Genomic DNA, 25,937 nt, shown 5'->3' with positions numbered 1-25,937 from the left:
GCTGCCCAAACGAGTAAACTAATATCGTTTGGGCAGCTTTATATACAAAAAACAGCTTCCTAGCTGTTTTTCATGCTTTTGTGCATCTTTTTCATTGCTTTGGCAGAATCGGCTTTCATGTCATTGCCTTCTTTCTTAGCCTCTTTCTTCATTGCCTTGGCTTCCTTTTTCATGTCCTTATGAGCCTGTTTCGTATCGTCCTGGGCAAAGGCAGCACTGTTCATGAGTAGCACGGCAACGGCAGCAATCAGTAAGTTTTTCATTAGTCTATCTGGTTTATGAGCTTATTATTCATTTTATAGAACTAGGTTCCTACCAAATAGTTATTAAACTCGTATTAAATCGTTCAGCTTACTAACTGTCTGACTTGGGGTATCTCTTCTTGCCTTTCACAGATGATGCGCCAGTTTTTACGCTACTATTGGCATCGACTTTGGTGGGACCGTTGTTTGTTGGATTGGCGGCAGCCTGGCTTTGATCGTTTGTCAAACCAGTTCCTCCTCCGCCAGTACCCGTCGAAACTCCGTTCGTTCCATCGTGAGTATCGGCTGCCGACGGGCTTGACCGGACGGCATCAGTAGGAGAAATTGTCCCGGCTTTGCTGCCCGAGGATTTTTTCGACGTAGTGGATTTGGCTGGCTTCTGTTGGGCAACGGCCGATCCGGCCAGCAAGCAAACAAGCGCGAGGGTGGCAAGTGAGTTAGTCATGGGTAGTAGTCGTTTAACGTGAGTAATACCCATAACAACCCGCCTGCCTCCAAGTAGTTTTTATGAAAGCGTAAGAATTCAAAAAAAGGGAGTTTTGAGCCTTACGCAGCCACCTTAAACTCTGACGTTAGATGGAACGTAACGTCGGGGTTATTCTGCTGATTCATACGTAGCATCCAATCCGATTCAGCCAAAAAGACTGGATTCTGATCTTTGTCGTAGGCAATCTGGTTGCCTTTCAGTCGAATAAATTCAGCCAGCTTAACCGGATTTTCGGCTGTTATCCAGCAGGCTTTTGTGTAATTCAACGGCACCCAGCGACATTTAGCGCCATATTCGTTTTCCAGCCGGTATTGAATAACTTCAAATTGCAGTTCGCCAACCGTACCTACAATCTTGCGATTACCCAATTCAAGCGTAAACAACTGAGCAACACCCTCATCCGTCAACTGTTGAATGCCCTTGTCGAGTTGCTTCGCTTTCATGGGGTCCAAGTTGACAAGTTCCTTGAAAATTTCGGGCGAAAAGCTCGGAATTCCCTGAAATTGCAACTCCTCTCCTTCCGTAAGCGTATCGCCAATTTTGAACGTACCAGTGTCGTAAAGGCCAACTACGTCGCCAGGAAATCCTTCTTCGAGCACGCTCTTGCTGTCGGCCATAAAACTGAACGGGCTGGCAAACCGTACGTTTTTATCCAGGCGTGTGTGGTGATAGAACTTGTTACGTTCAAACACCCCCGAACAAATACGCAGGAACGCAATACGATCGCGGTGGCGCGGGTCCAGATTGGCGTGGATCTTGAAAACAAAACCAGTAAAGTTTTTCTCGCCGGGGAAGACTTCACGCTTATCCGTCGGGCGAGCGATGGGTTCAGGCGAAATCTGGCAAAATCCATCGAGCAATTCTTTGACGCCGAAATTATTGACCGCCGATCCGAAAAATACGGGAGCCAGTTTACCATCTAAATACGTCTGCCGGTCGAACGGATCATAAATGCCCTCGATCAGTTCAACGTCCTCCCGAAGTTGGGCCGCATCGCGCGCGCCTACTTTCTCATCAAGCAAACTATCCGCCAGCTCAATAGACAGTACGTCGTCCTCAACTTTGGTTTTATTGACTTTAAAGAAATATAACTTTTTCTCGATCAGGTTATATACCCCCTTAAACTCAGAACCCATATTGACGGGCCAGGTCATCGGCCGGACACGGATGTTCAATTTCTCCTCCAGTTCGTCGAGAAGATCGAATGGATCACGGCCTTCGCGGTCAAGTTTATTGATAAAAATAATAACGGGCGTATCGCGCATCCGGCAAACTTCCATCAACCGCTCGGTTTGCTCTTCAACACCCTTTACGCAGTCAATCACCAGAATAACACTGTCCACAGCCGTTAGGGTACGGTACGTATCCTCCGCAAAGTCCTTGTGACCAGGCGTATCGAGGATATTAACTTTCAAATGATCGTACTCAAACGTCATTACCGACGTAGCGACCGAGATACCCCGCTGCTTTTCAATTTCCATAAAATCTGAAGTAGCTGACTTCTTGATCTTATTGGATTTAACAGCACCAGCCGTTTGGATAGCGCCCCCAAACAGTAATAGTTTTTCAGTTAATGTAGTTTTCCCGGCATCCGGGTGACTAATAATGGCGAATGTCCGCCGACGGGCGGTTTCTGCCTGTATATTCGTTTGCATTATTCTCAGAATCAGACGACAAAGATACGAATTGAATGATGAATTATGAATGATGAGATAGCAGCTTTCTGACCTCATCATTTATCATTCATCATTTTAAACGAACGCCCAGAAGAGCAATGCCCAGCCTGCAATCATGGCCAGGCCACCCAGGGGGGTAATGGCCCCCAGCCATGTAATACCGGTGAAACACAGTATATAGAGCGAGCCCGAAAAAATCAATGTGCCACCCAGAAATGAATATCCCGACCAACCAAGCAGTTTCACTATCGTCGGATTACTGGCGAATACGTGCATCAGCAAGCCAACCAGCACAAGCGCTAACGCATGATAAAACTGATATTTAACAGCGGTTTCGAACGTAGCAGCCCGTCCCGATGCATCGAGCATCGTCCGTAAGGCGTGAGCTCCAAACGCACCGAGCCCAACGCCCAGCAATCCTAAAATAGCACCTGATTGAATAAAGAATTTCATTTCTCTGTTGTCATGCTGACGAAGGAAGCATCTTCGGATCAGATTAATTTATAGCTATAGAAGATGCTTCCTTCATCACCGGGCCGGCGTTCCAGCAAGACAGAAACCAGTTAAGCTCTGGCTCCGAAAATAGCACTCCCGACCCGAACCAATGTACTGCCCTCTTCAACAGCGATACGATAATCGCCACTCATGCCCATTGACAACTCATGGAAATGAACAATAGGATGCTGAATTTGAGCCAGTCGATCATATAGTTGCTTCAATCCGCGAAACTCCTGCCGAATTTGTGCTTCATCGTCCGTATTTGTCGCCAAGCCCATTAGACCTACCAGACGAACATTTTGTAACGTATTTAATTCTGACGCCTGAAGTAACACTTCAGCTTCTTCCGGCGCTAAACCAAATTTTGTTTCCTCATCGGCAATATAGATTTGCAATAGGCAGTCAATAATACGATTCTGTTTGGCAGCCTGTTTGTTGATCTCCTGCAGGAGTTTCAGGCTGTCTACCGAATGGATCAAGGCCACGAATGGAGCAATGTATTTGACCTTATTGCTCTGTAAATGACCAATCAAATGCCATTGAACATCGGCAGGAAGCTGTGGCTGTTTGTCAACCATTTCCTGTACTTTATTTTCACCAAACCGTCGGGCACCAGCATCGTATGCTTCACGTAGTAGTTCGACAGGTTTCGTTTTGGTAACGGCAATCAGTTTAGCCTTACCTTGTAATTCACGCTCAATCTGGCGAATTGTATCAGCAATCATAGTAAAGTAAATTGTGAACGTGTTCCGCCCATTTATTAAGATTCTGCAAAGATAGGTTTGAGAACTAAGCAGAAACATGTAGTTTTTGGCCAAAATTCATCAGAAACCCCAGAACAGCACAATAATTCGTTGGCTGCTTTGGTTTTGGTAACGATTAAACTGAAACTCATCCACGTAGGATATGACCCCAATGGAACCTAGACCCCAACCCCGCAACAACAGCCGTAGTTACTTACTGGCAGCCCTATTAATCCTGGCCGCCCTGAACGTACTGCTCCTCTATTTTTACTACCAGGAACGGCAGGATAACAAAACAAAAGATGCTACCATTGCAGCCAAAACAGAGGAGGTATTGATTGCCAAAACCCAGCTTGACTCTATTTCGACCCAGTTAGATGCTAAAATTGCCGAAATTCAGAAACTGGGCGGCAGTGTCGATTCATTGATGAAAATAAAAGCGCAGTTGGAGATCGATAAGAAAGAGCTTAGAAATGTCAGTGCATTTGACAGTAAAAAGTACAACAGAAAAATCAAAGACTATCAGAACCTGCTGGCTCAGAAAGACGAAGAAATTGCTCGCCTTAAAGAGGAAAATGGCATCCTGACCGTGCGAAACGACTCATTAACGAATGAAAATAGTACGTTAAAGACAGAACGCCAGAGTCTGAGCGATTCAGTAATGTCGGTCTCGGCTAAAAATCAGGAATTAGCCGAAAAAGTTACCATAGCGGCCGCACTCAGGGCCGAAGCGGTCACCATTAACAGCGTTAACGCTAAGGGCAAAGAAAGTGATGGTGGCACGTATAAAAGCAAGAAGCTTGACAAGATCCACGTATCCGTTCTGCTGGCCCCCAATGGGTTAGCGAAAAAGGACGAAAAAGAATTATACATACGCGTTCTTGATCCGAGCGGTGCTGTAATATCAGATATGGCAACAGGCTCTGGAGAGTTTACGTACAACAATCAGGGTATGATTTATACTGCCAAACAACGTTTCACATTTGACAATACTCGCCAGCGGCTTGATTTCTTTTATGGCCGGGGCGGGCAGCGTTTCAACGAAGGGAAGTACAATATTGAGGTTTACTGCGAAGGTTTCCGCATTGGTGAAGGCGAGTTCACGGTAAACTAGTATAGAATCACCCGTGATTTATAAGGGATGGCCTAGGCCATCCCTTATTATTTTGTCGATACTGTCGACTAATGACTTGCGACTATCGACTGATTTTGCTACCTTTGCGGCCTAATTTCAAACCAATTACAATAAAATGTTTCCAAATAACTACGAAACGGTGTTCATTTTAACTCCCGTTTTATCTGATATTCAGATGAAGGACGCCGTTGACAAGTTCCGTAAAGTGCTTACCGACAACGGTGCGGAGCTTGTTCACGAAGATCACATGGGCTTGCGCAAACTAGCCTATCCGATTCAGCACAAGAACACGGGTTACTACCAACTCTTCGAGTTTAAGGCCCCTGGCACTATCATCGAGAAACTCAACACCGAGTATCTTCGTGATGAGCGCATCATCCGTCACCTGACGGTTTCGCTTGATAAGCACGCCGTTGCTTACAACGATCGCAAGCGTAATGGCTTGGTGGGTAAGAAAAAACAAACCGAAAACGAAGGCAAGTAATCATGAGTCTGCAAAACGAATCTGTCTCGAAAACCGAGAACCGCAAAAAATACGACCGTTTCAAGAAAGCCGGTATCAAATATATCGACTACAAAGACGGCAACTTCCTGCTAAAATTGTTGAACGAACAGGGTAAAATTCTACCCCGTCGCTTAACCGGCACCACCTTGAAAAACCAGCGCAAAGTGGCTCAGGCTGTTAAGCGTGCCCGTCATCTGGCCATTCTGCCCTACGTAGGCGATTCACTGAAATAAATTTTAGTCACTAGTCGAACGTCGTCAGTTAACAGAGCTAACGACGTTTGACTATCTACTGACGACTTTCCAAAAATGAATATCATTTTAAAAACCGATATCGCCGGCCTGGGCTATAAGAACGACACCGTTGTTGTGAAGCCAGGTTACGGCCGCAACTACCTGATTCCACAGGGATTTGCGATGATGGCAACCGATTCAAACAAAAAGATCGTTGCCGAAAACATTCGCCAGGCGGCTCACAAAGCCGAAAAACTAAAAAGCGACGCGCAAGCAATTGCGGAAGCCATTGGCGATACAGTGCTGACTATCCCGGCAAAAGCTGGTGACAGTGGCAAAATCTTCGGTCGTGTTACAAACACGCAGGTAGCCGATGCACTACGCACGAAAGGTTTTGATATTGACCGGAAGAAAATTACGGTTGAAGACGTAAAAGTTCTTGGTACGTATGAAGCTTCACTTGATCTGCACAAGGACGTGAAGCATAAAGTAAAATTCGAAGTCGTTTCGGCCGAATAAGCCATACTGATTTCAAGTCAAACCGACTGGCACGTTGTATGACGAAGCCAGTCGGTTTTTTGCGTTTATAGAAGAAAGATGAATCTACTTTTGAGCAAGTTTATTGAGGATAATATCACCCTAAATTCGACTAATAATCAGCCAGTTATCTTATAAAATCTTTTACCAAAAACGGACTTTTTAGGTCCGTTTTTTTGTTAATAAAGTATGCAGTTTCATACCGAATTTTCGCCTGAACCACTCCCCCATCGCATTGGGCTGAACAGCCAGATTGTGACGGTTGGCTCGTGCTTTGCCGACGTAATGGGGCGTCGATTGACTGACAACAAACTAAGCGTACTGAACAATCCATTCGGGACGATCTTCAATCCCATCTCCATCGCAACCTTACTGACGATGGCGTTGTATGGAACCACTCCGGATGAGCAACGCTACGTCGAGCGGGAGGGAGTCTGGTTTCATTACGACTTTCATTCGTCACTCTGGGCGAATAGCCGCGATGAACTCCGGCACAAATTGGAGAACTGCCTGTCGCAAACTGCTGAAGCCATTCGGAAGGCGGATTTTCTGCTCCTTACGCTCGGTTCGGCAGTTGTTTACCGTCACATTGAAACGGGCAAGGTAGTGGCCAATTGCCATAAAATGCATAGCGCGCTGTTTGAGAAATATCTGTATAACATCGATCACCTCCGCGATGAGCTGACACGCTTATTAAAGACACTGCGTAAAGCCAATCCGAAATTGAACGTAGTACTCACGGTTAGCCCTGTTCGTCACACACGCGATACACTTCCGCTTAATAGTGTCAGCAAATCCATACTGCGGGTCATTGCCCATGAGTTGACCATCTGGAATAACTGGATTACGTACTTTCCAGCTTATGAACTGATGATGGACGATCTGCGTGATTATCGCTTTTATGAAGTCGATATGATACACCCAAATGCGCAGGCACAGGTGTATATTTTTGAAAAATTCACGGAGAGTGCTTTTGATCCCGACCTTCGTAAGTTTATTACTGATTGGGCTCAAATCAGCAAATCGCTGGCTCATCGTCCACTTTATGGCGATAATAGCCCAGCTCATCAGCAGTTTCTAGCCAGATTGTTGACGCAATTGGATGCACTGTCAACTTGTATCGACGTATCAACGGAACTGGCTGACGTTAGAAGCCGTTTAGAAAAATGTGTACAGCGTCCTTCAGAGTTGCAAAACGTGTGATTCCCGGAGACTTGTACGTTTAAGGTGCATTTTCATTCCAGATTAGCCAATACAAATTACCCGATGTCTGATTACCGATTGAATAAAGAAGCTGTTTTACGGGCATTAAGCACCGTTGAAGAACCTGATTTAAAACGTGATATCGTTTCGCTTAACATGGTGAAGGATGTGACGTTGGGCATCGGTTCGGTTCGGTTTACAGTTGTCCTGACAACGCCCGCCTGTCCACTCAAAGAAGTGATTCGCAAGCGATGCGAAGACGCTATTCATACGGCTATTGGCGCTGATATTCAGGTTACGATTGACATGACATCGGACGTAACGTCGACTCGTGCAAATGCTCCGACCTTACCGGGCGTAAAAAATATTATTGCTGTTTCGTCGGGCAAGGGGGGTGTTGGTAAATCTACCGTAACAGCCAATCTGGCCATCGCCCTCCACAAATCAGGGGCAAAGGTTGGCATTATTGATGCTGATATTTATGGCCCATCCATGCCAACCATGTTCGGAGCTGAAAATATCCAGCCGCGAATCTTTCAGGTGGATGGACAGACCCGAATGGAACCCATTCAGCAGTTTGGCATCAAAATGCTGTCAATGGGTTTATTGGTGGCGCCAGGCCAGGCTATCATCTGGCGTGGTACCATGGCCGGCCGGGCGCTGCAACAATTCTTTTCCGATGCCGACTGGGGCGAATTAGATTACTTGCTGATCGATTTGCCACCGGGTACGGGCGATATACACCTGACGCTGGTGCAAACCGTACCGGTTACGGGCGCGATCATTGTTACAACTCCTCAGAAAGTTGCGCTGGCCGATGCTACAAAAGGGTTGGCGATGTTCCGTCAACCACAGATCAACGTACCGGTATTGGGCGTTATTGAAAATATGTCATACTTCACCCCTGCCGAACTCCCTGACCACAAATATTATATTTTTGGCAAAGGCGGTGGTCAACGGTTAGCCGATCAGTTCGACGTACCGCTGTTGGCCCAGATTCCGCTTGTGCAGAGTATTCGCGAAGCGGGTGACGAGGGCCGTCCGGCCATCAGTATCGGCGAACCAGTGGCCAGTGAGGCTTTTGAAGGAGCAGCACAGGCGCTTGCCCAGCAAGTGGCCATTCGTAACGCCACAGTTGACCGCACGGAACGCGTTGTGGTTGCCTAAACAACCTAGAGGTACAAAACAGATGCTGGTTAACGTAGCAAAAAATAACTTTTCGCTACGTTAACCAGCATCTGTTTTAGAGTTAATTTACTCTCTGTCCCAACTACATTATTTATCATTCCGGCGATGGGACACTTGTTTGCTCTAGCGGTGAAAAACCAGTTGAAAACCTCTTCTGCCCTTTTTAATTGACGACTAACCGCTTGCTAACAACCACAACGCCATCAACCAGTAAGCTATAGACGTAGACGCCAGCAGCCATGCCCTTTCGATTTACCTGGATGCGCCCTTCCGTGTTAGTTGATACATCGATCAGACGTATTAACTGACCCTGTACGCTATGAATCTGAACAATCACCTGCTGGCTGTTGACGGGTCGGTTAAAGGTGATCGTCGTCTCGGTCGTGAATGGATTAGGTGTTGCTGCGAATAAGGCATCCGACTCGATACCGGGATCGGCTCCCAGGCGGCTAGCCGAGATGGCTATCAGTTTCCAGCGCTGACTCGTACTCCCCGTAGCAATTTTACTCACAGCCCTGCTGACACCATCCACCAAACCGATATCCAACCGGTTGCCAGGCGCGCACTGAGGTTCTAACCCATAAATATTCCCGCCCAGATCAATCAATTTCCACACCTGATTGCTCCCTCCATTACTGGTATAGGTTTGTACTTTTATGTTATCGCCAGCACTTCGGCCCGCTACATCCAGGCGCTTGCCTGGGGCATGCTGCGGTTCGAGTTCATAGAGCCCGTTGCCCCTGGCGATAAACTTCCACCGCTGATTGGGTCCGCCATTGCTTTGATATAACTCGACAATCGCCTGGTCGGCTGTACTCAGCGCCCGAACGTCCAGTCGTTTACCCAGGGCACTTTGGGGTTCAAGTTCATAAACGCCACCCGCCACAATGCCGGTGCTGCCGCCCGTTGACGGAACAAAATTTGCGGTTAGCGTAGTGTTGACACCCGGCGTAGACAGGTTCTGAAGGCGAGTTCCACCGTTTGACCAGGAAGAAAAAGTATAGGTAACACCCCCTACGGTTTGGGGTGTTACAGCTTCCAAGCTCCTGACAATACGGCTGACGCCACTGAATGAATAAGGCCCTGTCACGGCACTCCCATCCAGTTTGAGTGCTAACCCGGCAGGATTGGTCGTTAACGTAATGGTCGAGGTGATGGGAACCACATCTCTGGACACCGTGGTGGTAGCCCCCCTGGAATCCTTGACCGTTAGAAATAGTCGAAACAGTACGTTGGCCGACGTTTCCATCTCGGTGGGAATGGTGAAACTACCCGACCTAATGCCACTGACGGGCTCCATGGCGGGGTGTGCGTGAGCCGGAGAATCAAAATGATACAGATCAATTTTCCAGGTAAAGGCGCTGGCGGGCAAATTGCCGTCTTCTCCATCGGTACCCGTACCGGAAAACGAAATGACATCTCCAGCCGCATACTTCGTACCTGTTGCAGGCGTGCTAATCGTAGCGACAGGTAACTGGTTCGTGATGACTGTCAGGGTCACTTCGTTACTAGTGGCGCTGCCAGCCGCATTACTAACAACTACCCTGAACGTAGCCCCATTATCCGCTAGTACAGGACTAGCCACTGTATAGCTCACTGAAGTTGCCCCCGAAATAGAAACGCCGTTTCGCTGCCATTGATACGTGGGCGTCGGATTGCCGGAGGCAACTGTAGTAAACGTAACGGATTGCCCAACCGATACTGTTTTACTGGTTGGCTGCACAGCGATGACCGGTACGCCATTTCCGGTATAATCTACACGCCATAAAACGCCATTGGTACTCGATGTATTAGCCTCATCAGAACCGCCAGCGATACCACCTCGGGCGATAAAATAAAGCGTTCCATCGTTGGCGACGGCCACATCCAGCGGCCGATTGATGCCCGAAGCAAAATTGGTGACTGCTTTTGTGGCTGGATCGATCGTCTTAATCCAGCCATTACAGTAATCGCCAAAGAAATACTTGCCAACATAAGCCGCCGGGAATTTAGCCGTAGTCGGATTATAAAATGCACCGGCTGTGATGGAGCATCCCTGCCCGTGGTCGTAGGCATAAAAAGGGTCCTGATAATTAGTCGGTGGGCTTTGATTAGTTCGAACGCCTTCAATCCCCGGCCACCCGTAATTTTTTCCGGCCCCGCCTTCGTTGATCTCTTCCCAACTGCTGTTGCCTACGTCGTTAACAAACAGTTTGCCAGTACCGGGCTGCGCAGCTAACCGGAATGGGTTACGCAATCCCAGCGCCCATATGGCGCGGTTGACACCCGTAGCGGTTGTGTAGAAAGGATTATCGGTTGGAATACTACCATCCAAATTGATGCGCAGGATTTTCCCTTTCAACGTCGTCAGGGATTGCGCGTTCGAAGCCACGGTGTTCTCGCCCACCGAAATAAACAGCTTACCGTCTTTGACGGCCAAGCCCCCGCCGTTGTGGTAGCCCACCGAGCCTAACGGATCGATATCGATTAACACCCGCTCGCTCCCGGCGACGGCGACATCGCCACTGGCTGTAAAACGGCTTACCCGGTTGTTACTCACCGAACTCCCTGCTGCTTTATAAGTGTAGTAGACGTACAGAAAACCGTTAGTGTTGAAATTAGGATCTAACAATACCTTCAATAACCCTCGCTCGTTAAAGTTATCGACGTTGGGAATGGTGACAAAAGGTGTGGCTAGCAACGTATTATTCTTAACGATCCGTACTTTCCCATTTTTCTCGGCCAGGAAAACGCGGCCATCCGGTGCCACATCCATACCGACCGGATCAAGGCCAGTAGCGATCTGTACACCAGCAAAATTGCTCGGGAACGTTTGTGCAACAGCCAGTTGGTAGTGGAGTAGACAGAGCCATATGAGCAGAAGGGTTACTTTACCGGGCGAATAAACTAGAGAGAAGTAATTCATAATTGAGATTGGCTGGTTTAGGGGAATTACTAGGACAGAAAGAAGTTGAGGCTATAAGTTGAACGGATCGTTCGGAGTTCGTGTCGGCACGGTACTGACGGACTTCCCCACTACGTTGAATGTGCGTCATAGCAAGTTACCACTTCACAGAGTCAATTTCCTATAAATTAACACAGTATCAACGTAGTTAACCCGGATCAACCCGGTTTGTTCTTTTAGGAAGCGTTACGTTAGTATGTGAATTTTAGGATAAACAAACCAGAAAATTAATGTTGGGTGATTTAGCCAGTACGACGGCGGCAGCGTACAGAGGCAAAAATTAAGTTTGCCCGATTTGTGGATTAATTAATGGACTGTAAGGATCAATTTTCCCGGTTGTAAATCGGAAGAACTGGCTGTTAACGTAATGCTTCCTGCCGCTCCTTTGGGACGAACAATGGCTAAACACCGTCCCCGGAATGTCGTTTTTTGGGGTTGTTGAAAGCTACTCATGTCGGTAGGATTCGCGTTGCCAACGCCCGCTAACTCGCCCACACCCGACAGTTGAAGCGTAACAGGAAAATCGGCCGTAGGAATCACATTATCCTGGTCATCTAAAACCTCAACGGCCACGTAAGACAGGTCGTTACGATCAGCACGGATGATTGACCGGTCGGCGGTTAACCTGAGATGGTGTGGCTTGCCAGCAGTACGTAGCTCAACCGTGCCCGTCAGTTTGCCGTTTTCAAAACTTGTTGCTTTTAGAATGCCGGGCTGGTACGGAACTACAAATGTGGCTGTGATAGTCGTATCAGACAAACGTTGCTCACCAACAAGTTTGCCATTTAACTCAAGACGGACCAACGGACTACGCGAGAAGATACGTACCTGAAGCGGTTTTCCTTCGGCTCCCGGCCCATCCAGGCCGGACCAGTTCCAGCTTTGTTGCTCGTCGGGCCAGCCCCAGTTGGTAACGGTTTCTTTCATGCCGTCGGGAATGGGACTATGAACGGCCAGGGCAAGGGGACGGTTTCGCCAGACAACATCGCGGTAATAAGATTGTGGCTTTTTAAACCCAATCAGGTCCAGATCACCACACCAGGCATTGAACCAGGGCCACGGCAACACCGCTCTTGTACTGTCTTTATCAGCTTTCGGCTGAATAATCGTGTGGCCGATGGCTGTTTCGCCCATGTAATCCATAGCGGTCCAGACAAAATCACCGATGACGTAGGGGTGTTTTTCGACTTGCTGCCAGTTTTCAAACGCTTCCCTGGCAAACGTTTCTGTACCTAGTATAATCCGTTCTGGATGACGTCGATGATCTGATTCGTTGTGCTTCCACTCGTAATTATAGCCGCCCACGTCCAGCAATGCGAAAGCCTTGTCCGAATCTTCCCAGACGTTGCCGGGATGTTCCCAAAATGTGCATAAGGCTTCGGTAACCGGGCGCGTTGGATCGAGCCGATGAGTTTCGGCAACCAGTTTCTTCGTGATTTCCAGTCCTGATAGATCGGCCCGCTCGTTGATTTCATTACCAATGCTCCAAAAAATAACGGACGGATGATTCCGGTCGCGCTGGATTATAGCGGTCAAATCGCGTTGCCACCATTCATCGAAAAAACGGTGGTAATCCTGCGGTTTTTTGGGCCGCTGCCACATATCGAATGCTTCGTCGATAACCAGCATACCTAACCGATCGCAGGCATCCAGCAAAGCCGTGGAAGGCGGATTATGACTGGTACGAATGGCATTGAATCCGTTGGCTTTCAATAGCTCTACTTTTCGCTCTTCGGCCCGGTCGATGGCTGCGGCACCCAGGGGGCCGTTGTCGTGATGAATGCAGCCGCCTTTCAATAGTACGCGTTTCCCGTTGAGCACAAAACCCCGGGTAGCACTGAACTCAATCGACCGGATGCCGAACGTAGTGGTTACGCTATCCAGCCGTTTTCTACCCGACATAATCACTACGTTCGCTGTATACAAGTGGGGTGTTTCGGGCGCCCACAGTTGCGGATTCGTTACTGTCACCAACTGTTTGCGTTCCGTTTTGCCGTTGGCCGATGCGGTTATGGTTTGCCGGTACGTAATACTTATTAATTTACCATCTGGCGCAATCAACGTAGTATGCACGGAAACAGGCATTTTCTTCCCACTCGCATTGTCAATCGTCGTCGTAAGCTGCACTTGAGCCGATTTTCCGGTAATCTGGGGCGTAGTGATTGATACGCCCAATGGAGCGATATGCACAGGTTTAACGACAGTCAACCAGACGTGCCGATAGATGCCCGACCCGGTATACCATCGACTATTCTGGCCCAGATTTTTCACGCGAACAGCCAGTACATTCGTTTGTCCCGGTGACGACAAATAGGGTGTAAGCTCATAGCTAAAAGGCGTATAGCCGTACGGATGATAGCCCAAATGGTGACCATTCAACCACACATCGGTTTCTGTATAAGCGCCATCGAAATGAATCAGAACCGTCTTCCCCTTCTCCAATGAACTGAATGTAAACGACTTGCGATACCAGCCCGTCCCCCCGACGGTGAATCCCGTAGACGTGCCACCTACACTCGCTCGCGAAAATGGTCCGGCAACCTGATCGGGAGCCTGGTTCGGCAAATCTTCGATACTCCAATCGTGGGGCAGATCCAGCTTTCGCCAGTTGGCATCGTTGTAGGCAGGCTGCTCAGCCCGAACGGTGCTGTCTTTCAAAAATAGCCAGTCCGAATCAAAAAGCCGGGTTCGGGTTAATTTCTGTTGCCCAACTGCATACGTAGTAACGAGCAGGCAGCATGCTAAAAATAATTCTTTCATAGGCGCTAATTGATGCACGTTGCCTCCCGGTCATTCACGCTGCAAGTTGCAAAAACCAAGTTAAAGCTTAAAAGCATAGGCGTAGTTTAGGCTGTTTTGTCCATTTCCAACTAATCCTGTAAGTACGCGCGCTGTGTCAAACGGGTTTAGTAAACACTACTGAAGTTACAATGTTATGTAGGCATGAGCCAACCCATTTACACGACCATCCCTGATACCACAGACAGAGCGTATTGGCAGATGAAGACCGATGATGCCACTCACTCGCTGCAGGGCTTTGTACCCATTTACCCCGAGTTGCATCGGCAACTTAAGGCTCAGGCCTGGAAAGCCATTCAAATCAAACTGGCTAAAAAAGTCAAGCCCCTCCCCCCATTGGACACTGGCCAAAGTGATCAATTCTAGTGGGTCAGGCATTGGCTTGATAAACAGCAACTCGTTGGTATCAAATGGGTAAACCTGGCGACACGAATTCTTTCTGGATAGCTAGCTTCTTTACCTATGAATCCCGACAAAGCATCCCGTCGCACCTTTCTGATGGCCTCCCTCGGTCTATCGGCTGTCAGCTTCATCCGACCCGCCAGCCGACAAACTCTTACGGTCGGTCAAGTCATTGATCGGATAAAAACCAACGTAGCTATTCCCTGGCGAGAACAGACCGTCGACAACCTGATTGCCGGTACGCAGGATATGCCCGTCAAAGGAATCGCTTCGACGATGATGGCTACGTTGGATGTGCTTCAGCGGGCAGCCGCTAAAGGTCTCAATATGGTCATCACTCATGAGCCAACTTTTTATTCCCATCAGGATCGCATCGAGCCCATCGGCCAGGATTCACTATATCAGCTCAAGCGTGATTTTATCCAGGAACATGGTTTGGCGGTCTTCCATTTCCATGATCACTGGCACGGGCGCCATCCCGATGGTATTGCGACGGGGATGATTCGGGAACTGGGATGGGTAAAGAACAACGACTCCCAGAACCCCCGGCTGTTTACTTTCCCGGAAACATCACTGGCGCGTTTCGCCCAGGGGATGGCCACTAAATTAGGGATACGAACCATGCGTGTGATTGGCGATCCTAATTTGCCCATAAAGCGTGTAATGGCCAGTTGGGGAAATGTTAGCCTGATGCCGGGTATTCCGTATCTGGCTCAGGCGGATGTGCTGGTGGTTGGCGAGACCCATGAATGGGAACTTGTGGAGTACGTACAGGATGCTATTACGTCCGGCCAGAAAAAGGCCTTAATCATTATGGGTCATCTGGTCTCTGAGCAGGCTGGCATGAAATATTGTGCGGAATGGCTGAAAGGATTCATTTCCGAAGTCCCTGTTGACTTCCTCGCAGCGCCTGAGCCCTACTGGCGTCCCGATCAACCGGTCAGATAAACCCTAAATTCTAGTGGTAGAGCCAGTTGGCAACAAGCCGAACATACCGTGGCATAATAACAAACGTCATTAGTCCGACGATCAGCAGGCTAGTCAGAAATGGCTTTACTAATGGGAGAGATAAGAAAGGTAAGGCAGAGAAAATGGGGGCAAGGAACCAGGAGATCAGAACGGATAGCGGAAATATAGCAGACAACGTTATCAGAAATTGTTTGTAAGCAGGAGCATTCTTCTTGGTTTCCGGTGGCGTAAACCAGAATTCAAGACCCGTCTTGATGTCTATCTTTTCGTCCGTGTTGAGCAACGGACGCACTTTCTCGATCATCTGTTTACGCGTATCGGAATCCAGCCAATGGCGTAGCGAAGCTTCAGATGCGAAATGAAGCACAATAGTATACTCTTCGTTCTGCCCATGTGGCCTGATTACATTCACGCCCCGATGCCCGTCAGCTTCCTGAGCCAGAGGAACCATCTCCTTTAACCAGTTCTCATAGGCAGGAATCTGATGTTTAAAGGGGCGCTGGATAATGATTGTTGTCACAGCACTGTCGAGATCGATGGGAATACTGGCTGACATAGCAGGTGTTCAGTTTTGGACAGGGGTTGATTTAACGCTTAAAAATATCGCAACGGCGCAAGAATCCCATAAGTTTATGCCTGTTCAGCTACGTCATAACTGAACTGAATCGTCACTGCGCCCTCTGCTACGTCCAGATCGTACATGGGTGGATCGGTGATTTCTTCAATCTCAATGTCGAGTGGACTAGCGGCTAATTTAGCCAGATTTTCAGCCACATAGGCTTTAGCCACTTGGTGAATCAAAGCCAAACGCGACAGTAGGGGAGCGGCTTGACCAGGACGCTCAGCCCGACGAACTCGGTCAATGCTATCTTGGAAATCAGTCATAGGTACTTGTAGGCTGCCCCATTGCCGCTTTGAAGTTGAATTTTGCATAGGAATTTAATAAAGGCTTGTCTTAGACAACGTACAGCCAAGCTAACAAAAACGAAACCCATTCGGTACTAGAAAATTACCGCGCCTTACAGCATAGACTTTTATGCGTTGTGGCCGTTGAGACATATTCCATTAGAGGATGGCCGTAAATGCAAACCCCACCAATTTAATTGAGAGACGAAAGTAGCAGACCCGCAAGCTCAATAGCATTTAGGGGATTGTTTTTTGTATAAATTGCGTTAATAATGCAGATAGTCAGATGTTTGTTTCAGCAATGTTTGAACATCATTTCCGCAAGTCATTAATCTTCAATAAATTACGGGTAAATCAACGCATTTGCCGTAAATGAATCATCTAATGGAAACGGTAGTTAATAACGACCAGTTAATTTCTAAAATAGAGCGGGCACTTGACAGTATGCGCCCATACCTGGCAGCCGATGGCGGAAACGTTAAAGTGCTGGAAGTGACGGATGACAAAACTGTGCGGCTTGAGCTGATCGGTTCCTGTGGCTCATGCCCCATGTCGGCCATGACGTTCAAGGGCGGGCTGGAAGAAGCCATCCTCAAAGCTGTTCCCGAAATATTGAAAGTGGAAGCGGTGAATCTTACCCCCGCATTTTAAACAATTCTGGCTATGACAGCTAATGAATTAATCAATGTTGATCCGGAGTTGATGGAGGGCACGCCCGTTTTTCGTGGAACACGGGTGCCCATTCAACATTTACTAGACCACCTCGAAAATAATGCAACTATTGATGAGTTTTTGGCGGGTTATCCTTCAGTATCAAAAAATCAAGCAGTTGCCTTTATTCATTTGATGAGTCAAAGCGTTTCAGCAGGTAAACTCCTTGAGTTGAATGAAAATTTTGCTTGATGAGAATCTTCATAACAAACTGAAATTTCGCTTTCCCGATCATGAGGTCACAACTGTACGCGATATGGGATGGTCTGGAAAGCGAAACGGTGAGTTGATGAAGTTAATGATTGACTATGAATTTGAACTGCTGGTTACATTAGACAAAGGTTTTGATCATCAGCATAATTTTAATAAATACCCAATTCCGGTTCTGGTGCTGAAGGTAAAGCGTAGTGACTACGAATACTTACTACCACTTGTTAGCAAGATTAAAGCTGTTTTAGACTCTGAACTTTCGCAAGGTGTTACTGTAATTTTGCCAGATTAACGCCAATTCACAGTTTTTGCCATTAGAACGCCGAATCAGGCGTTTTTTTGTTTCTTTGCACTCGTAATTATTTCTCAATTCAGTGAAAATAGGCATTTTCTTCGGTGGTCCAGCGCGGGAGCGCGAGGTGTCATTTGCGGGTGGTCGCACGGCTTTAGCTAATTTAGATAAAGGCTTATTCGAGCCCATTCTGATATTTGTCGATGGACGCGGACGATTCCGACTCGCTACGTCAGACTTTCTTCAATCAGCTTCGTTGCGCGAAGCCCTGCCACAGGACGACTCTGGATTTTCTGTGTATGACGAGTCACTTAGTGCTGATGTACTCGATCCACTATTGCCCGAACTAAGACCAGAACAGTTCCGCGATCATTTCGATTTAGCCTTCCTGGCCATGCATGGCCCTGATTGTGAAGATGGGGCGATTCAGGGTTTATTGGAATGGCATAAGATGCCGTATACCGGCCCTGGATTGGTCGGGTCGGCAGTAGGAATTAATAAAATCCTGCAAAACGAACTCATTGCGTTAGCCAACGGGCAACAAAAGAAAACAGCGACGATCAACCGAGATGCCTACGAACAGGCGGATAAAGCACAATTTTTCCAATCGCTGATTGAGCATCTGGGTTTACCAATTGTTGTGAAAGCTCCGCATCAGGGATCGTCAATTGGCGTAGCCATCGTGCGCGAAGCTGATCTTACTCAATTCTGCCGGTCGGTGCAGCAGTGTTTCTTTACGATGAGTATACAACCCGACGGCTGGAGTAAATTGAGTGAATGGGCGGATCTTTCAGCTGACGATAAACGCGAACTAGCGCAAAACATGGTCAGTCTGGATGCTGGAATAAGTTTTCCAGTGGTTATTGAGCAAACCGGCGACGTAATAAAACATCCTAAGGAGTTTATTGACAAGCTGGATGCCTTGACCAGGGATCAATCGGTTGGTGCCATTACGCTTGCCTCGCTAAATGCCGAAGATGAAGTACTTTTTGAAGAATTTATCCGTGGACAGGAATTTTCGTGCGGAGTGATTCAGGACGACGATCAGATTGCTATTGCGTTGCCCCCAACCGAGATTTATAACGTAACGAGTTTCGATTTTGAGTCAAAATATAAGCTTAATACGACCAAGAAACGCATTCCCGTTGAGACAAGCTTAGAGAACAACCGTAAGATTCAGCTAGCCGTTGCGCACGTATTTACCCGCCTGGGAATCAATGTTTATTCGCGGATTGATGGTTTCCTGACGCCTGCTGGCGACGTATTGCTTCATGATCCAAACACGATTCCGGGCATGTCACCTTCGTCATTGATCTTTAAGCAAATGGCCGAAATCGGGTTGAATCTGGCGAATTCACTAACGTATCTGATCCGCCAATCGCTACGTGAACGCATCCGTACTGGCAAGGACACGTTTCACCTCAAACACCTGCTTGCCGATCTCGATGCCCAGCTTGCAAATCGAAAAATGAGTCCTTTACCAGAGCGCGTTGTCTCGTTTGGCGACAGTGACGAAGGATTTGCAGCTGCCAAACAGAAGTATAACGAGCTGGCTGCTTCAGGAACGGTTCGGCCATCGTTGATGTACATAAAAAGTAAACAGGAAGCCTACGAAATTCCGGTTAATCTGCTCTTTAAAGACACAATCGCCGAATTGGAAACAGCCTTGAGTCAACCTCGCCATCCATTATTGGTCGAAACGGCTGAACATGCCCGACACATTACAGAACGATACGTATAAACTAAAAAAGGGCCACACTTCACTGTGTGGCCCTTTTTTAGTGACAGAGTTCTACTTATAGTAGCACGGGTTGCCCTGTTCGGACAGACTCATCGCAGGCGAAGGCAATTTGCAGGCTATTCACAGCATCCTGCATGTGGTCGGTTAAGTCAACATTGTCTTGGATGGCATGCAAGAAATAGCGTTGTTCACGGTTACAGAGTTCCTGATGATCCGGTTCGTCCTGCATATCAATCCAGGTGTCGGAGGTAACAAACTGGTCATTTTCGTCCAAAGCGGCTTTGTGTACACGTAGTGATTCGGTTTTCGTATGCGAATCTACGTTATCTGACTTTCCAGAAGCCCCAGCATTTTTAGCGACAATTGATACACAACCCTCTGGACCAATGACGTCTTTCACAAAAAAGGCCGTTTCGCTCATCATTGGTCCCCAGCCAGCTTCATACCAACCCACTGAACCATCTTCAAATCGAATCTGCAACTGTCCATAGTTGTAATTACCAGCCGGTATATCGTTCGTCAATCGAGCCCCGATTGCATTAACCTGCAAAGGTTTCGAGCGCGTCATCTGGCACATTACGTCAATGTAATGCACACCACAATCTACGATTGGGCTAAGACTTTTCATCAGATTTCGGTGAACTGTCCACATCGTACCGTGACTTTGCTGATTGAGATTCATCCTCATTACCAGGGGCTTACCTAGTTCATGTGCTATCTCAACGAACTTTTCCCAGGAAGGATGATGCCGCAAAATATAGCCCACTACTAATTTTTTTCCTGCTTTTTCTGCGGCAGCCATGACACGCTTGGCACCTTCGACCGTGTCAGCAATTGGTTTTTCGATGAATACGTGACAACCTTGTTCAAGCGCCATGATGGCAAAGCTTTCGTGCGTATCGGGATACGTAGAAATGCAAACAGCATCGGGCTGTGTTTCTTTCAAGGCGGTTTCGTAGTCTGAAAATAAGGCGTATCCACCGCCAAGCCGTTCATTTAAAACGACCTTGCTATTGCCGGTTGATACAATTCCGCAGATTTCGAACCCATCGAGAGTTTTGTATGCAATAGCGTGCGAGGCACCCATATTACCGCAGCCAACAACAAGAACCCGCAGGGGTTGAGCGACTAATGACATTTCTTTTAAAGCTTTTTAGTTGGATATGGATTAATTAGTGCGATTGTACCATCGGCATTATGGGTTAACTCCGTCACCTTAACATTACGCAAATGAGTTTTGCCGGATAGCTCTGTATCATGGTAAAAAATGTACCATTTACCTTTGAATTCAACGATTGAATGGTGAGTTGTCCAGCCTTTTACGGGGGTCATCATATTGCCCTGGTACGTGAAGGGGCCGTACGGCGAATCACCAATGGCGTAGGCTAGAAAGTGCGTATCACCAGTCGAGTAGGAGAAATAGTATTTACCATTAAACTTGTGCATCCAGCTACCTTCAAAAAAACGTCGATCATGATCGCTGGTCAATAATGGCTTGCCCTCTTTATCAATGATTTTCACATCTTTAGCTACCTCATCGAAGTGCAGCATATCATTGCTCAAACGAGCCACCTTGGCCGATAAGGCGGGCTCTTTGTCTTTACCTAAATCCGTTTTAGACCCATTGGCATCGTATTTACCCGAACTCCAGCGCTGTAACTGTCCTCCCCAGATTCCACCAAAATACATATAGGTTTTTCCATCTGTATCCGTAAACACAGCCGGGTCAATACTATAACTACCTTCAATTGGGGTAGGTTCTGCCTTGAATGGACCACTCGGCGATTTGCTCGTGGCTACGCCCATTCGGAATACATCCTTTTTATCTTTAACGGGGAAGTAGAGATAATACGTACCATTTTTATAAGCTGCATCGGGTGCCCATAATTGCCGGCCAGCCCAGGGGATATCCTTAATATCCAGTCCCACGCCATGATCGGTAACCTTACCATTGATGCTATCCATGGATAGGATATGATAATCCCGCATGGCAAAGTGAGCACCCTCGTCATCTTCTTTTATACCGGCATCAATATCGTGGGATGGGTAAATGTAGATTTTACCATTAAAAACATGAGCTGACGGGTCTGCGGTATAAATGTGGCTAACCAGCGGTTTTGAGAGCGACTCTTGGCTACTTGTCGAATCACTAGCGCCCGTTTCAGATTGTTCCTGTTTTGCTTTATTACTTTGGCATGCCTGCAAAAACACGCCAGAAACGGCTAAGAAAAACAGGACGTTTCTGAGTTTGCTATGCTTAATCATATTTTTTGGTTTAATGTATTTTATTTTAATACAGACAGGAAAGAAAGTAACACCGCTAATTTACTGAACGCTCAAAGCGGCTCCCCTACTATCGGTGTCATTCGTCAAAAGATAGTGTCATGAACGATCAGCACTAGCATAAAATCGCTGTTTTATTTTGTCCGCAAGTGAACAAAGATTGTCCATAACTGGACATTGCTAATCCATAAGAAAACATTCAACATATTACTAATCAACAGCTTAAGCAGTTGGCACAACCTTTGAATTATGTAGTATGAACAGTAAACAACTGAACGTTAAAACCACTAAACACGATACTACCATGTTACCACTAATGAGCAAAGTCGCTGCCTCCCTTTTATTGAGTGCGTCAACATTCATCAATCCTACTACGCCTAAGGTGCTATCATTTGATGCCAGTGCATTCGTTACAGTAAGCAATAAAATTCGGATTGCCGTCCAGAAATCTACTGAAGCCCCGGTCACGATTGTTCTCCGCAATGCAGAAAATCAGGTACTTTTTCAGCAAGACCTTGGCAAAAAAGAGTCCAAATTTGCAGTAAAATTAAACGTCGATGACTTAGCTGACGGACAGTATGAGTTAGAAATAAAGTCGAACAAAGGCAGCATTAACAAATACCTGAATTTGTCGACCGCTCCTATTCAGATGCAAAGCCGTATTGTTGCGGTACAGTAGTACCGTAAGAACACCCATCAGTAAATAAGCCACCAGCCGAATGGTTGGTGGCTCTATTGTTAATGTTTGAGGACCATACGTTTTTCAAACTACTTGTACGCTTACTTCATAATAATCGACAGTTGGTGGGCCAGCAAAGTAACCACTCATATGTTTAAGAACATCCTGAAGAAAACCACTGGATTCAGCCGCTTGCCTATTCTCCTCCGACTCCCAGATCGTTACCATTAATCCTCGGTTTGTCGACGGGTTAGTTAGCATTCGACTGTTTTTAAAACCATCAAGTTTTTTGAGAGCTGGCCCTACCGAATCGTGAAAATATTCCACAGCATCCGTAATACTTTCAGCCTTTAAAGGAAACTGAATAACTCGTGCATACATGCTTATGAGTGCTTAGTGAGAAAAAGGAGGTTATTAAGACACGCTTTTAAATTCTTCCTGCTCCACGAAAGGCTGGCTACGTAGTCGTTTACCTGTAGCCTTAAAAATAGCATTGGCAACAGCGGCACCCGCTGGTGGAAGGGAAGGTTCGCCCAAGCCAGTGGGTTCGATTTCATTCTGGACAAAATGCACCTCTATTTCCGGAATTTCATTTAGCCGAATGAGTCGATATTCATTGAAATTTTTCTGTTCCGCAACGCCATCTTTGAACGTAATATTACCATACATGGCATGGCCAATTCCGTCAACAACGCACCCTCTCACTTGTTGCTGGGCTCCACTTTGGTTCACGACAACCCCACAGTCGGCTGCAGAGTATACTTTCTGGAGAACTGGTTTGCCTTTCTGCACGACCACTTCACCAATCTGCGCTACGTAAGATCGATGCGAGAAATAGACACTGAATCCTTGTGCAATCAACTTACCATCTGCTCCTTTCTTCTTCCCCCAACCCGCTTTTTCAGCAGCTAACGTGATAATGCCTTTCATACGGTCTATGTCGTACTTTATGGCACCAGCTGGCTTTTGTTTAGCTTTTTCTAACAACTCCAATCGAAACTGTACGGGATCTTTGCCAGCAGCCTGTGCTACTTCGTCTATAAATGACTGTTCAGCGAAGGCAAGAAAATTAGTGATTGGAGCACGCCAGGGACCAGTTGTGATTGGCGATTTATGATCTACACTGTCAATTAGTAGGTTATCTACGGCACCAGCAGGAAAATTATCTTCCCGAGTCGAGTTACCTGCATTTATACTGGCCCCCCGCAATTTGTACCCAATCATATTACCCTGCGCATCAAGAGCAGCCTCGAAGCGATACCGAACAGCGGGACGATAACTTCCTCCCGTCATATCATCTTCACGTGACCAGATTACTTTTACTGGTGCATTAACCAATTTCGATACCTGAACTGCTTCGATCACGTAGTCTGCCTTGAGTCTCCGGCCGAATCCTCCGCCCATACGCGTGAGCTGTACTGACACTTTATCAGGCGAGATGCCAAGCAATTTAGCCGTTTCGTTGCGTGCAAGTTCAGGAGTTTGCGTTGGACCAACTAATTCAACGCCATCCGCCCTGACATGGGCAAAGAAATTCATGGGTTCAAGTGGATTATGCGGCAGGAAGGGGCATTGATATTCAGACTTGACAACCTTAGCTGCATTTTTAAAGGCAGTTTCTACATCACCATCTTTTCGACGTACCATTGCCTCTCCACTATCTAACATCTCTTTAAATAATCGATTGTGGTCAGATGTACTTTCGAGCGTATCTGCCTTTTCCCATTCGATTTTCAAAGCATCCTTCGCCTTTTTTACCTGCCATGTTGACTTCCCAACAACAGCCACATTGTTGGTAAATGTTACTACGTCAACAATACCTGGCATAGCTTTAGCAGCCGTTGCATCCAGCGACTTCAATTTATACCCAAAAGCGGGACGTTGAATCATTGAGAACAGCATCCCTTCCCGATAAAAGTCCAGTCCGAACAATGGTTTTCCTGTTATAATTTTAGGATTATCAACGTTCTTGACCGTAGTTCCAATAAGTTTAAAGTCTTTTATCTCCTTAAGTTTAGCATCAGCTGGAACAGGTATCTGAGCGGCTTCAGTAGCCAGTTCACCATAGCCAAGCTTACGATTACTCGCAGCATGCAAGACAACGCCCTTATCGGTCGAGCACTCCGATGATGGCACGTTCCAACGTTTTGCAGCCGCTTCAACCAGCATATATCTGGCTGTAGCACCAGCTTTACGCAGACGTTGCCAGGAATGTGGAATAGAGCCACTACCACCAGCTACCTGTCGTTCAAATTTTTTAGTATCAAGCGGAGCCTGTTCAACAACAACTTTCGTCCAGTCAGCATCGAGTTCTTCAGCAACAATGATTGGAAAAGCCGTTTTGATGCCTTGTCCAACTTCTGGATTCGGCGACAAAATAGTGATAATGCCCTGTGGATTAATAGATAGATAACTATTGAAATTAAGACCCGGTGCATTTGTACCAGCGGCATTGATTATTGCTGATGGTGCAGCCTCAGATTCAAGCCAGTTAAAGCCTAACATGAGTCCTCCCCCGGTTGCTGCAGCTATTTTCAGAAAGTTTCTTCGACTTGAATTCGCTAACGTTTGCATAGCTATCTATCTTTTTGAAGTTTTATTTGTTGTGGGGGCTTCAGAGGCTAACTTTACAGCTTCCCGGATGCGATGATACGTCCCGCAACGGCACAGGTTACCAGTCATTGTATTGTCAATTTCAGCTTGAGTTGGCTTAGGGTTTTTCTTCAGCAAGGCAGCAGCTGTCATTATCTGACCGGACTGACAATAGCCACATTGTGGTACATCTACTTTATCCCATGCCTGTTGAACAGGGTGCGTGCCATCGACTGACAGGCCTTCGATTGTAGTCACTTTCGATTTGCCAATAGCTGATACAGGTAGTACACATGAGCGCATAGCTTCGCCATTCAAGTGAACCGTACAAGCTCCACATTGAGCGATGCCACAACCATATTTAGTGCCTACTAATCCAAAATTATCGCGTAATACCCATAAAAGGGGAGTATCAGCATCTACATCAGCCTGAAGAAGGCGACCGTTAATTTGCAGTTTGAAGATAGCCATTAATTGTGAAGAGTTTACTCGAAATACTAAGGTAAGAAAAAGGAAGAATTACTCTTCTCTAACTTCACAAAAACCATCAAAACACAGAAAGCCATCAACTTTACAGTGAATTGCTTTCGGTCAGGGTTTGACAAGGCTTTAAACGCAAAACGCCGTGTTCTAGCTAGAACACGGCGTTTTGACTTATTTCCCTAGGTGGCACCTTCCTACTCTCCCGCTTGTGACAGCAGTACCATCGGCAGTACGGGGCTTAACGGCTCTGTGCGAAATGGAAGAGGTGACCACCCGCCTTACCAGCACCAACCTAATGGACTCTTGCTTGATCCTGCCAACCCAGCTACCCGGGGGCGGACCAAAAAGCCTTTTGTCTTTTTTCCTACAGAGAGAGACCCTGAGCCTTACCGGCCCTTGTGCTTACTATCTTCGTCCAGGTATCGATCCTGTAAAACTATCTACTCAACACACGTCCG

Annotated in this window: 27 protein-coding genes and 1 rRNA gene; 13 read left to right on the top strand and 15 right to left on the bottom strand. The window is 47.0% G+C overall.

Features of this window, described 5'->3' with window-relative positions; genetic code table 11:
• Positions 1-59: 59 nt before the first annotated feature.
• The 5 genes from BM202_RS31025 to BM202_RS31005 form a co-directional block, all read right to left on the bottom strand.
• A complete protein-coding gene (locus BM202_RS31025) occupies positions 60-263 on the bottom strand; it encodes a hypothetical protein (protein ID WP_093833571.1) in 204 nt (67 codons plus the stop codon).
• A gap of 91 nt (positions 264-354) precedes the next feature.
• Complete coding sequence (locus tag BM202_RS31020) at positions 355-708, bottom strand: hypothetical protein (protein WP_093833569.1); 354 nt, start codon at positions 706-708, stop codon at positions 355-357.
• Between the two features lie 101 nt (positions 709-809).
• Positions 810-2,405 carry a peptide chain release factor 3 gene (locus BM202_RS31015; RefSeq protein ID WP_093833567.1) on the bottom strand — a complete coding sequence of 532 codons (1,596 nt, stop codon included), beginning with the start codon at positions 2,403-2,405 and terminating at the stop codon, positions 810-812.
• A gap of 96 nt (positions 2,406-2,501) precedes the next feature.
• Positions 2,502-2,879, bottom strand: coding sequence for a DUF423 domain-containing protein (locus BM202_RS31010; RefSeq protein ID WP_093833565.1), 378 nt, complete (start codon positions 2,877-2,879; stop codon positions 2,502-2,504).
• A gap of 110 nt (positions 2,880-2,989) precedes the next feature.
• Positions 2,990-3,649: a YggS family pyridoxal phosphate-dependent enzyme gene (locus BM202_RS31005; RefSeq protein ID WP_093833563.1), complete on the bottom strand. Its 660-nt coding sequence runs from the start codon at positions 3,647-3,649 to the stop codon at positions 2,990-2,992.
• 190 nt (positions 3,650-3,839) lie between these two features.
• Between BM202_RS31005 and BM202_RS31000 the strand changes: the two genes are divergently transcribed.
• From BM202_RS31000 to BM202_RS30975, 6 genes are all read left to right on the top strand, one after another.
• A complete protein-coding gene (locus BM202_RS31000) occupies positions 3,840-4,781 on the top strand; it encodes a hypothetical protein (protein ID WP_093833561.1) in 942 nt (313 codons plus the stop codon).
• A 136-nt stretch (positions 4,782-4,917) separates the two neighbouring features.
• Positions 4,918-5,286, top strand: coding sequence for a 30S ribosomal protein S6 (rpsF, locus tag BM202_RS30995; RefSeq protein WP_093833559.1), 369 nt, complete (start codon positions 4,918-4,920; stop codon positions 5,284-5,286).
• A 2-nt stretch (positions 5,287-5,288) separates the two neighbouring features.
• Positions 5,289-5,540 (top strand): 30S ribosomal protein S18, encoded by a 252-nt coding sequence (gene rpsR, locus BM202_RS30990; RefSeq protein WP_018620831.1) that lies wholly within the window; start codon positions 5,289-5,291, stop codon positions 5,538-5,540.
• A 75-nt stretch (positions 5,541-5,615) separates the two neighbouring features.
• Positions 5,616-6,059 carry a 50S ribosomal protein L9 gene (rplI, locus tag BM202_RS30985; RefSeq protein WP_093833557.1) on the top strand — a complete coding sequence of 148 codons (444 nt, stop codon included), beginning with the start codon at positions 5,616-5,618 and terminating at the stop codon, positions 6,057-6,059.
• A gap of 207 nt (positions 6,060-6,266) precedes the next feature.
• Positions 6,267-7,280 (top strand): GSCFA domain-containing protein, encoded by a 1,014-nt coding sequence (locus BM202_RS30980; protein ID WP_093833555.1) that lies wholly within the window; start codon positions 6,267-6,269, stop codon positions 7,278-7,280.
• Between the two features lie 63 nt (positions 7,281-7,343).
• Complete coding sequence (locus BM202_RS30975; protein ID WP_093833553.1) at positions 7,344-8,447, top strand: Mrp/NBP35 family ATP-binding protein; 1,104 nt, start codon at positions 7,344-7,346, stop codon at positions 8,445-8,447.
• A gap of 184 nt (positions 8,448-8,631) precedes the next feature.
• On the opposite strand, the gene BM202_RS30970 is transcribed toward BM202_RS30975, so the two are convergent.
• Complete coding sequence (locus BM202_RS30970) at positions 8,632-11,373, bottom strand: PQQ-dependent sugar dehydrogenase (RefSeq protein WP_093833551.1); 2,742 nt, start codon at positions 11,371-11,373, stop codon at positions 8,632-8,634.
• Positions 11,374-11,718: 345 nt separating this feature from the next.
• The gene (locus BM202_RS30965) at positions 11,719-14,172 is read right to left on the bottom strand and encodes a glycoside hydrolase family 2 TIM barrel-domain containing protein (protein WP_093833549.1); all 2,454 of its coding nucleotides are present in this window, start codon (positions 14,170-14,172) and stop codon (positions 11,719-11,721) included.
• Between the two features lie 183 nt (positions 14,173-14,355).
• On the opposite strand from BM202_RS30965, the gene BM202_RS30960 reads away from it, so the two are divergent.
• Together BM202_RS30960 and BM202_RS30955 are read left to right on the top strand one after the other, a co-directional pair.
• Positions 14,356-14,577 (top strand): hypothetical protein, encoded by a 222-nt coding sequence (locus BM202_RS30960; RefSeq protein WP_093833547.1) that lies wholly within the window; start codon positions 14,356-14,358, stop codon positions 14,575-14,577.
• A 96-nt stretch (positions 14,578-14,673) separates the two neighbouring features.
• Entirely contained in the window at positions 14,674-15,561 is an 888-nt protein-coding gene (locus BM202_RS30955; RefSeq protein ID WP_093833545.1) for a Nif3-like dinuclear metal center hexameric protein, read from the top strand.
• 10 nt (positions 15,562-15,571) lie between these two features.
• On the opposite strand, the gene BM202_RS30950 is transcribed toward BM202_RS30955, so the two are convergent.
• Complete coding sequence (locus BM202_RS30950) at positions 15,572-16,138, bottom strand: antibiotic biosynthesis monooxygenase (RefSeq protein WP_093833542.1); 567 nt, start codon at positions 16,136-16,138, stop codon at positions 15,572-15,574.
• 74 nt (positions 16,139-16,212) lie between these two features.
• Complete coding sequence (locus BM202_RS30945) at positions 16,213-16,467, bottom strand: hypothetical protein (RefSeq protein ID WP_093833540.1); 255 nt, start codon at positions 16,465-16,467, stop codon at positions 16,213-16,215.
• A gap of 405 nt (positions 16,468-16,872) precedes the next feature.
• On the opposite strand from BM202_RS30945, the gene BM202_RS30940 reads away from it, so the two are divergent.
• The 4 genes from BM202_RS30940 to BM202_RS30925 all read left to right on the top strand — a co-directional run bounded on the left by BM202_RS30940 (position 16,873) and on the right by BM202_RS30925 (position 19,442).
• Positions 16,873-17,139 (top strand): NifU family protein, encoded by a 267-nt coding sequence (locus tag BM202_RS30940; protein ID WP_093833538.1) that lies wholly within the window; start codon positions 16,873-16,875, stop codon positions 17,137-17,139.
• Positions 17,140-17,151: 12 nt separating this feature from the next.
• Positions 17,152-17,391 carry a DUF433 domain-containing protein gene (locus tag BM202_RS30935; RefSeq protein ID WP_093833536.1) on the top strand — a complete coding sequence of 80 codons (240 nt, stop codon included), beginning with the start codon at positions 17,152-17,154 and terminating at the stop codon, positions 17,389-17,391.
• Complete coding sequence (locus tag BM202_RS30930) at positions 17,375-17,701, top strand: DUF5615 family PIN-like protein (RefSeq protein WP_093833534.1); 327 nt, start codon at positions 17,375-17,377, stop codon at positions 17,699-17,701. The genes BM202_RS30935 and BM202_RS30930 overlap by 17 nt, the downstream gene beginning before the upstream one ends.
• An 82-nt stretch (positions 17,702-17,783) precedes the next feature.
• Entirely contained in the window at positions 17,784-19,442 is a 1,659-nt protein-coding gene (locus tag BM202_RS30925) for a D-alanine--D-alanine ligase family protein (protein ID WP_093833532.1), read from the top strand.
• A 55-nt stretch (positions 19,443-19,497) separates the two neighbouring features.
• Here the strand turns inward: BM202_RS30925 and BM202_RS30920 are convergent, their stop codons facing one another.
• Positions 19,498-20,580, bottom strand: a complete 1,083-nt coding sequence (locus BM202_RS30920; protein WP_093833530.1) for a Gfo/Idh/MocA family protein — start codon at positions 20,578-20,580, stop codon at positions 19,498-19,500.
• A gap of 5 nt (positions 20,581-20,585) precedes the next feature.
• Positions 20,586-21,707 (bottom strand): glycoside hydrolase family 43 protein, encoded by a 1,122-nt coding sequence (locus BM202_RS30915; RefSeq protein ID WP_093833528.1) that lies wholly within the window; start codon positions 21,705-21,707, stop codon positions 20,586-20,588.
• 322 nt (positions 21,708-22,029) lie between these two features.
• On the opposite strand from BM202_RS30915, the gene BM202_RS30910 reads away from it, so the two are divergent.
• Positions 22,030-22,404 (top strand): DUF3244 domain-containing protein, encoded by a 375-nt coding sequence (locus tag BM202_RS30910; RefSeq protein ID WP_245776859.1) that lies wholly within the window; start codon positions 22,030-22,032, stop codon positions 22,402-22,404.
• An 84-nt stretch (positions 22,405-22,488) separates the two neighbouring features.
• Here the strand turns inward: BM202_RS30910 and BM202_RS30905 are convergent, their stop codons facing one another.
• The 4 genes from BM202_RS30905 to rrf all read right to left on the bottom strand — a co-directional run bounded on the left by BM202_RS30905 (position 22,489) and on the right by rrf (position 25,771).
• Complete coding sequence (locus BM202_RS30905) at positions 22,489-22,785, bottom strand: antibiotic biosynthesis monooxygenase family protein (protein ID WP_093833526.1); 297 nt, start codon at positions 22,783-22,785, stop codon at positions 22,489-22,491.
• A 33-nt stretch (positions 22,786-22,818) separates the two neighbouring features.
• Positions 22,819-24,978: a xanthine dehydrogenase family protein molybdopterin-binding subunit gene (locus BM202_RS30900; protein ID WP_093833524.1), complete on the bottom strand. Its 2,160-nt coding sequence runs from the start codon at positions 24,976-24,978 to the stop codon at positions 22,819-22,821.
• A 6-nt stretch (positions 24,979-24,984) separates the two neighbouring features.
• Positions 24,985-25,467 (bottom strand): (2Fe-2S)-binding protein, encoded by a 483-nt coding sequence (locus BM202_RS30895; protein WP_093833522.1) that lies wholly within the window; start codon positions 25,465-25,467, stop codon positions 24,985-24,987.
• Between the two features lie 193 nt (positions 25,468-25,660).
• Positions 25,661-25,771, bottom strand: a 5S ribosomal RNA gene (gene rrf, locus BM202_RS30890).
• Positions 25,772-25,937: the final 166 nt, after the last annotated feature.

Origin of the sequence: Spirosoma endophyticum (genome assembly GCF_900112365.1) — a bacterium.
Lineage (GTDB): Bacteria > Bacteroidota > Bacteroidia > Cytophagales > Spirosomataceae > Spirosoma > Spirosoma endophyticum.
Note: the sequence above shows the minus strand (reverse complement) of the source record. Positions and strands in the feature narration are given on the sequence as shown.

What these genes read in the sequence shown, in the direction of transcription:
- BM202_RS30955 (WP_093833545.1), top strand. Translation starts at nt 14,674, where the DNA reads ATGAATCCCGACAAAGCATCCCGTCGCACCTTTCTGATGGCCTCCCTC.
- BM202_RS30970 (WP_093833551.1), bottom strand. Translation starts at nt 11,373, where the DNA reads ATGAATTACTTCTCTCTAGTTTATTCGCCCGGTAAAGTAACCCTTCTG.
- BM202_RS30910 (WP_245776859.1), top strand. Translation starts at nt 22,030, where the DNA reads ATGTTACCACTAATGAGCAAAGTCGCTGCCTCCCTTTTATTGAGTGCG.
- BM202_RS31020 (WP_093833569.1), bottom strand. Translation starts at nt 708, where the DNA reads ATGACTAACTCACTTGCCACCCTCGCGCTTGTTTGCTTGCTGGCCGGA.
- BM202_RS31015 (WP_093833567.1), bottom strand. Translation starts at nt 2,405, where the DNA reads ATGCAAACGAATATACAGGCAGAAACCGCCCGTCGGCGGACATTCGCC.
- rpsR (WP_018620831.1), top strand. Translation starts at nt 5,289, where the DNA reads ATGAGTCTGCAAAACGAATCTGTCTCGAAAACCGAGAACCGCAAAAAA.
- BM202_RS30945 (WP_093833540.1), bottom strand. Translation starts at nt 16,467, where the DNA reads ATGACTGATTTCCAAGATAGCATTGACCGAGTTCGTCGGGCTGAGCGT.
- BM202_RS30930 (WP_093833534.1), top strand. Translation starts at nt 17,375, where the DNA reads ATGAAAATTTTGCTTGATGAGAATCTTCATAACAAACTGAAATTTCGC.
- rpsF (WP_093833559.1), top strand. Translation starts at nt 4,918, where the DNA reads ATGTTTCCAAATAACTACGAAACGGTGTTCATTTTAACTCCCGTTTTA.
- BM202_RS31010 (WP_093833565.1), bottom strand. Translation starts at nt 2,879, where the DNA reads ATGAAATTCTTTATTCAATCAGGTGCTATTTTAGGATTGCTGGGCGTT.
- BM202_RS31005 (WP_093833563.1), bottom strand. Translation starts at nt 3,649, where the DNA reads ATGATTGCTGATACAATTCGCCAGATTGAGCGTGAATTACAAGGTAAG.
- BM202_RS30940 (WP_093833538.1), top strand. Translation starts at nt 16,873, where the DNA reads ATGGAAACGGTAGTTAATAACGACCAGTTAATTTCTAAAATAGAGCGG.
- BM202_RS30920 (WP_093833530.1), bottom strand. Translation starts at nt 20,580, where the DNA reads ATGTCATTAGTCGCTCAACCCCTGCGGGTTCTTGTTGTTGGCTGCGGT.
- BM202_RS30915 (WP_093833528.1), bottom strand. Translation starts at nt 21,707, where the DNA reads ATGATTAAGCATAGCAAACTCAGAAACGTCCTGTTTTTCTTAGCCGTT.
- BM202_RS30950 (WP_093833542.1), bottom strand. Translation starts at nt 16,138, where the DNA reads ATGTCAGCCAGTATTCCCATCGATCTCGACAGTGCTGTGACAACAATC.
- BM202_RS30900 (WP_093833524.1), bottom strand. Translation starts at nt 24,978, where the DNA reads ATGCAAACGTTAGCGAATTCAAGTCGAAGAAACTTTCTGAAAATAGCT.
- BM202_RS30905 (WP_093833526.1), bottom strand. Translation starts at nt 22,785, where the DNA reads ATGTATGCACGAGTTATTCAGTTTCCTTTAAAGGCTGAAAGTATTACG.
- rplI (WP_093833557.1), top strand. Translation starts at nt 5,616, where the DNA reads ATGAATATCATTTTAAAAACCGATATCGCCGGCCTGGGCTATAAGAAC.
- BM202_RS30935 (WP_093833536.1), top strand. Translation starts at nt 17,152, where the DNA reads ATGACAGCTAATGAATTAATCAATGTTGATCCGGAGTTGATGGAGGGC.
- BM202_RS30965 (WP_093833549.1), bottom strand. Translation starts at nt 14,172, where the DNA reads ATGAAAGAATTATTTTTAGCATGCTGCCTGCTCGTTACTACGTATGCA.
- BM202_RS30975 (WP_093833553.1), top strand. Translation starts at nt 7,344, where the DNA reads ATGTCTGATTACCGATTGAATAAAGAAGCTGTTTTACGGGCATTAAGC.
- BM202_RS31000 (WP_093833561.1), top strand. Translation starts at nt 3,840, where the DNA reads ATGGAACCTAGACCCCAACCCCGCAACAACAGCCGTAGTTACTTACTG.
- BM202_RS31025 (WP_093833571.1), bottom strand. Translation starts at nt 263, where the DNA reads ATGAAAAACTTACTGATTGCTGCCGTTGCCGTGCTACTCATGAACAGT.
- BM202_RS30895 (WP_093833522.1), bottom strand. Translation starts at nt 25,467, where the DNA reads ATGGCTATCTTCAAACTGCAAATTAACGGTCGCCTTCTTCAGGCTGAT.
- BM202_RS30960 (WP_093833547.1), top strand. Translation starts at nt 14,356, where the DNA reads ATGAGCCAACCCATTTACACGACCATCCCTGATACCACAGACAGAGCG.
- BM202_RS30980 (WP_093833555.1), top strand. Translation starts at nt 6,267, where the DNA reads ATGCAGTTTCATACCGAATTTTCGCCTGAACCACTCCCCCATCGCATT.